Genomic DNA, 5,066 nt, shown 5'->3' on the forward strand with positions numbered 1-5,066 from the left:
ACCAGATAGCCGACGGAAAACGCCGCTGCGGTGAACAGCATCGCGATATGGCCAGGACTGATTTCCCGAAAGCCGGGGCGCAGGATGATCAACGCCCCGCAGAAGGCCACGACCACCGCCATGATCCGCCGCATCGCCAGACGCTCGCCCAGGAAGATGGCCGCAAGGATCGTCACGTAGATCGGGTTGAGGTAATTCATTGCCGTGACCTCGGCGATCGAGATCTGGGTCATCGCGTAGAACCAGCTGATCACGCCAAACGTATGGACGAAACCGCGCAGGGCAAAGAGCTTGATTGCCCGGCGCGACAGCTGCGCGTTCAGAATGGGCCGGATCATCGGCAGCACGAAAACCAGCCCGAGCGCGTAGCGCAGGAAGGCCGATTGCGCAGGCGGCACGGTTGGGCCGATGATCTTCACCACGGCTGTCACGGCCACGAAACAGGCCCCCGTGACCACCATCCAGAACACCCCCATTGCGGGGTTCTGGCCGGGCGGGCGCATGGGGGATGAATTGCTTGCCATGTGCAGTAAAGAACCCCAAAGCGCGGGGAACGGCAAGGCGATACGTCACGTCCCAAACAAAAGCTTCGCCGCTATCGCCCACATCACCAGCCCGATGACCCCATCCAGCAATTGCCACGCCCGCGGACGGGCAAAGACCGGCGCCAACAGCCGCGCCCCAAAGCCGAGCGAGAAGAAAAAGACGAAGCTGGAGGTGACCGCGCCCGCGCCGAACCAACGGGCATTCTCGCCATATTGCGTGGCGATGGACCCGATCAGAAGGACCGTATCCAGATAGACATGCGGATTGAGCCATGTCAGCGCAAGGCAGGTCAGCAGCGCCGCCCGCAGAGACCCCGCGCCGGTGTCCGCCGCTCGCAACGCTTCGCCCCCGCGCCACATGGCATGGAAACTGCGCGCGCCGTACCAGATCAGGAACGCCGCCCCGCCAAAACGCAGGGCGGGTGCGATCCAGGGTATCAGGTCAATCATGACGGAGAACCCGCCAACGCCAAGCGCGATCAGCACCGCGTCTGATATCGCGCAGGTCAGCACCACCGGCAACACATGGGCCCGGCGAAGCCCTTGCCGCAGGACGAAAGCGTTCTGTGCCCCGATGGCAAGGATCAGGCTGAAGCCCAGATAGAACCCGGCAGACACGGCGTGAAACATGGAAAACCCCTTTGACGACACCCCCTGCTAGCGCGTTCCGTCAATAAACTCGACTTACTTATTCTTCTGTATGATAAACAATACTTATGATTCTCGACTACGATGCCCTAAAGGCCCTTGCGGCCATCCTGAACACCGGCAGCTTCGCCGGGGCAGCGCGACAGCTCGGCCTGACCCAACCGGCCATCACGCAGCGCATCAAACAGCTGGAGGACCGGGTCGGCACCATCCTGATACGCCGCGGACGCCCCTGCACGGCGACCGAGGCCGGTGCGCGCCTGCTGCGCCATGCGGAAGAGGTGGGCCTGCTGGAAAAGACACTCGTACAGGATCTGGCAGGGTTTGGTCCCGACCCCGACCGCCCCCTGCGCATCGCCGTGAATGCCGACAGCCTCGCCACCTGGGCTCTGCCCGCGCTGGCTGCGGCGACAGGTTTCCTGTTCGATATCACCGTCGATGACCAGGACCATTCGGCGGACCTGATACGCGCCGGTGAGGTTACGGGGGCGATCACCTCGCACGGACGGGCCATCGCCGGGTGTGACCTGCATCCGCTCGGCGCACTTGACTATGCGGTCACCTGCACGCCCGCCTTCGCGGCCCAATGGTTTGCGGATGGAGTCACGGCGAAAGCGCTCTCGGACGCCCCATGTCTGACCTTCAATCGCAAGGACCGGCTGCAACGGGACTGGGCCGATGACGTGGCGGGCGCGCGGCTTGCCGTGCCCACGCATTACCTGCCAACCACCCACGGCATCACCGAGGCGATCCGGCTTGGTCTTGGCTGGGGGGCAAACCCGGTAGCCCTGTTCCAGCCGTTTCTTGACAGTGGCGACCTTGTAGAGCTGATCCCCGGCCGCCGATTTTCCACGCCCCTGTTCTGGCAGGTCAGCCGCCAGGCCAGCCCGGCCCTGCGCGACCTGACCCGCGCCCTGAAACAGCATGCTGCGACGCTGCTGATCTCGGCGAAATCCTGAACAATCAGCCCTGATTCTTCCGATTGGTGCCCCGTTGTCGCCATTTTTCTCTTTTAGCGTGATCCAAAGACCAATGGGCAAGGCATGAAAAAATGGACTGGTTTACCGATATCGTGACGGCTGTCTTCCGGGCACCGATCGACCCGGGCATCCGCTTCGCGCTGATCTATATCGCGCCGACGATCGCTCTGGCCTTCATCATCTGGCTGGCGCGCGGGCGGCCCGCGCCTTTCCTTTCCTGGCTGGTGCCCAAAGCGGTCTATACCCACAAATCGAACTGGGTGGACATCAAGCTGTTCCTTGCCAATCACATCCTCGGCGCCGTTGGGTTCTTCGGGGCCGTCGTGTTCATTCCCTTTGTGGCCTTCAAGGTCGTGGTGACGCTGGCGGCTTTTTCCGGTGACGGCTACGCCCTGCCGCCGGTGACCCTCGGGCGCACTGCGCTTCTGACCCTCATCATCGTGGTGGTGAACGATTTCTCCAAATACTGGACGCACCGCATCTGCCATGAATGGCAGTCGCTCTGGCCCTTCCATGCGGTGCACCATTCCGCCGACGTGCTGACACCCGTCACCGTTGCCCGCGTCCACCCGGTCGAGGTGCTGATCCGCAACATCATGGCCAGCGTCATCGTCGGCGTCGTGCAGGGCCTCGCGCTTTATGCGCTTGTCGGTCAGGCAAATCTTGTGACGATTGGCGGGGCGAATGTGTTCTACGTGGCGTTCAACGCGCTCGGATCGAACTTTCGTCACAGCCATATCTGGGTCAGCTATGGCCGGGTGATGGAGCATATCCTGATCTCGCCCGCGCAACACCAGATCCACCATTCGGCGGCGAAGAAACATTTCAACAAGAATTACGGCTCCATCTTCGCCCTCTGGGACTGGATGTTCGGCACGCTCTACATTCCCGAAAGCTACGAGGATCTGACCTATGGCGTTGCCGACCGTCAGGGCAACCTCAAGGACCAGCCCCACCCGACCCTGCGCGCGGCCATGGTGCTGCCCTTCGTGGAAAGCTGGCAGGCGTTGAAGGAGCGGTTCGGGGCAAAACCCGACGCCCCCGCCGACCCCGCGCCGTCGCAGCATCCGGCGGAGTAAGGCGCATAGATTGCCGAGGCGCATCTTCCTGGCTCGATGCGAGCCGGGAAGCCCGTGGAACGCTCCGCCAATCCCGATCTACAATGCGTAGAGACGATAAAGCGGGGTGCTCAGGAGTTCCGTCATCGGAGTCTCTTCAAGCGCCTCCAGTATAAGGCGGTGCACGGACATCCGGTTGGGGCAGACCGGGATCAACACCAAATCGGCATTCTCGATCCCGTGCAGGCCGCCATAGCTCCACGGGGCGGCACCGATCAGCGGGGGATGGTCGCCGAACAACCATAGCGGGCTGAGAAAATCAGCGACGAATATCGTCTGCCCCTGCGCCAGGTCGCGTTCTGCCAAATCGGCGGCAATCGAGGCAAAGAAGGCAGGGCTGATCAGGCTTTCGCAGGCAGGCTGCGCTTCGCCTTGGAACTCGACCGCCGCGGGGGCCTGTTGCCCGAAAAACGGTCTCTGACCATCGAAACCCAGATAGGACTGACCGGCAGACAAGGCTGCGCTGCGGTCCAGCAAGATGTCCTGATGTCGGGCGCTGCCGATCACCAGCGGCACGAAACCGGACCGGTCGGCCAGCGCCGCCCGCACCGGGCTCGTGGCCAGGTTGAACAGGTTCGGTGCCACCGCCACGCCGAGCCCAAGGCTGATAATCGTCAGGGCGACACGTCGGCCATCGCTCTGGCCCCGCCCCCATACCGGCAACAGCACAGCCAGGAACCCAAGGAAGAGCGGGTCGAAACCTGCATTCTGATCGCTGACATAGACCCCGGCCAGAAAAGTGCAGATCAGAAGCAGCCCCTTGCGTTGTCCCCCGCCCTGACACAGCACGACAGTTGCGGCAGCAACCAACGCCAATGGGGCCAGCATGCGAGGGCCGGTCATCATGCGCAGAACCCCGCCCCCTGCATTCGGTCGCGCATCGGCCCCGGCGACATACAGAAGATCCCCAAGATAGGCCTGCCAATAGTCTGTGCCCCAAAAGATTGTCAGCAGCACCGCGATGCCCGCCCCGGCTGCAAGCGCCAAGATCAAGGGCCGGGTCTGACCGGTCACGGCAAGACCAAGGACCACGAGGGGCAGGAAGGCCACGAAATAGGTGATCTTGATCAAGGCAAGCCCGGCCAGGGCAGACCCGATGAACACGCCCTCCCATGTGCGCACCCTGTCCGGTTCCAGCAGCGCTGCCAGCAAGGCGACAAAACCAATCGCCCAAGACCAGCGATTGTAGTGAACGTTGATGGACAGGCTGAATTCGGGGCGACCATGAACAAGGGCGCTTGCAGTGACGACAATTGCGCTGGCGAACAGAACCGCCCAGACCCAAGGCATGCGCCTGACGGCAATCGCCAGCCCGGCAGCCCCAAGCCCGCCGGCCAACAGGATCTGTGCAAGTAGATAAGCACGCCCCGTCGGCAGCCCTGCGGCCATGAGTGCCGAGATCGGGGAGAAGGCCAATTCCCCAAGGGGCGTGACGAAGTCGCGATGCGGCTGCTGCCCCTGTGACATCCGGTCGAGGATATCGACAAGATGCAGCGCGTCCCCCCAATGAGAGGTGATCACCACATTGCCGGGAACAAGGATGACAACCGCGAAGGCGGCCCAGACAATCGCCAGGATCACCCACGCCCGCCGGAGATCCGCGACCGGAGCGGTTTGGTCGGGGTGCAAGGGCTCGGTCGACATCTGCAGGTCCTGATCTGCGCTTGGGTCCAGTTCGTGGACTAGCTCAGCCTATGGCCCCACGCAAGGAAACACGTCTGCGGGCTACCCCGAACCGATCACCGGAAACAGGAAACGCCCGCCAATCGGCGGGC

5 protein-coding genes are annotated in these 5,066 nt (G+C 62.9%); 2 read left to right on the forward strand and 3 right to left on the reverse strand.

Going from position 1 to position 5,066, the window contains the following annotated elements; translation table 11 throughout:
* On the reverse strand, window positions 1–524 hold a 524-nt coding region (locus tag BKY26_RS01785; RefSeq protein ID WP_131541741.1), incomplete at its 3' end, for a DMT family transporter.
* A 45-nt stretch (window positions 525–569) separates the two neighbouring features.
* Entirely contained in the window at window positions 570–1,175 is a 606-nt protein-coding gene (locus BKY26_RS01790; protein WP_071688690.1) for a LysE/ArgO family amino acid transporter, read from the reverse strand.
* Window positions 1,176–1,261: 86 nt separating this feature from the next.
* On the opposite strand from BKY26_RS01790, the gene BKY26_RS01795 reads away from it, so the two are divergent.
* Window positions 1,262–2,152, forward strand: coding sequence for a LysR family transcriptional regulator ArgP (locus BKY26_RS01795; RefSeq protein WP_071688691.1), 891 nt, complete (start codon window positions 1,262–1,264; stop codon window positions 2,150–2,152).
* A gap of 92 nt (window positions 2,153–2,244) precedes the next feature.
* Window positions 2,245–3,252, forward strand: a complete 1,008-nt coding sequence (locus BKY26_RS01800) for a sterol desaturase family protein (protein ID WP_071688692.1) — start codon at window positions 2,245–2,247, stop codon at window positions 3,250–3,252.
* A gap of 78 nt (window positions 3,253–3,330) precedes the next feature.
* Here BKY26_RS01800 and BKY26_RS01805 read toward each other — a convergent pair whose 3' ends face one another.
* Entirely contained in the window at window positions 3,331–4,935 is a 1,605-nt protein-coding gene (locus BKY26_RS01805) for a hypothetical protein (RefSeq protein ID WP_071688693.1), read from the reverse strand.
* Window positions 4,936–5,066 lie beyond the last annotated feature (131 nt).

The organism is Nioella sediminis, assembly GCF_001879695.1.
Lineage (GTDB): Bacteria > Pseudomonadota > Alphaproteobacteria > Rhodobacterales > Rhodobacteraceae > Nioella > Nioella sediminis.

Bases quoted from the DNA above. Each gene is read 5' to 3' on its own strand.
- BKY26_RS01800 (WP_071688692.1), top strand. From the start codon at position 2,245: ATGGACTGGTTTACCGATATCGTGACGGCTGTCTTCCGGGCACCGATC.
- BKY26_RS01795 (WP_071688691.1), top strand. From the start codon at position 1,262: ATGATTCTCGACTACGATGCCCTAAAGGCCCTTGCGGCCATCCTGAAC.
- BKY26_RS01805 (WP_071688693.1), bottom strand. From the start codon at position 4,935: ATGTCGACCGAGCCCTTGCACCCCGACCAAACCGCTCCGGTCGCGGAT.
- BKY26_RS01790 (WP_071688690.1), bottom strand. From the start codon at position 1,175: ATGTTTCACGCCGTGTCTGCCGGGTTCTATCTGGGCTTCAGCCTGATC.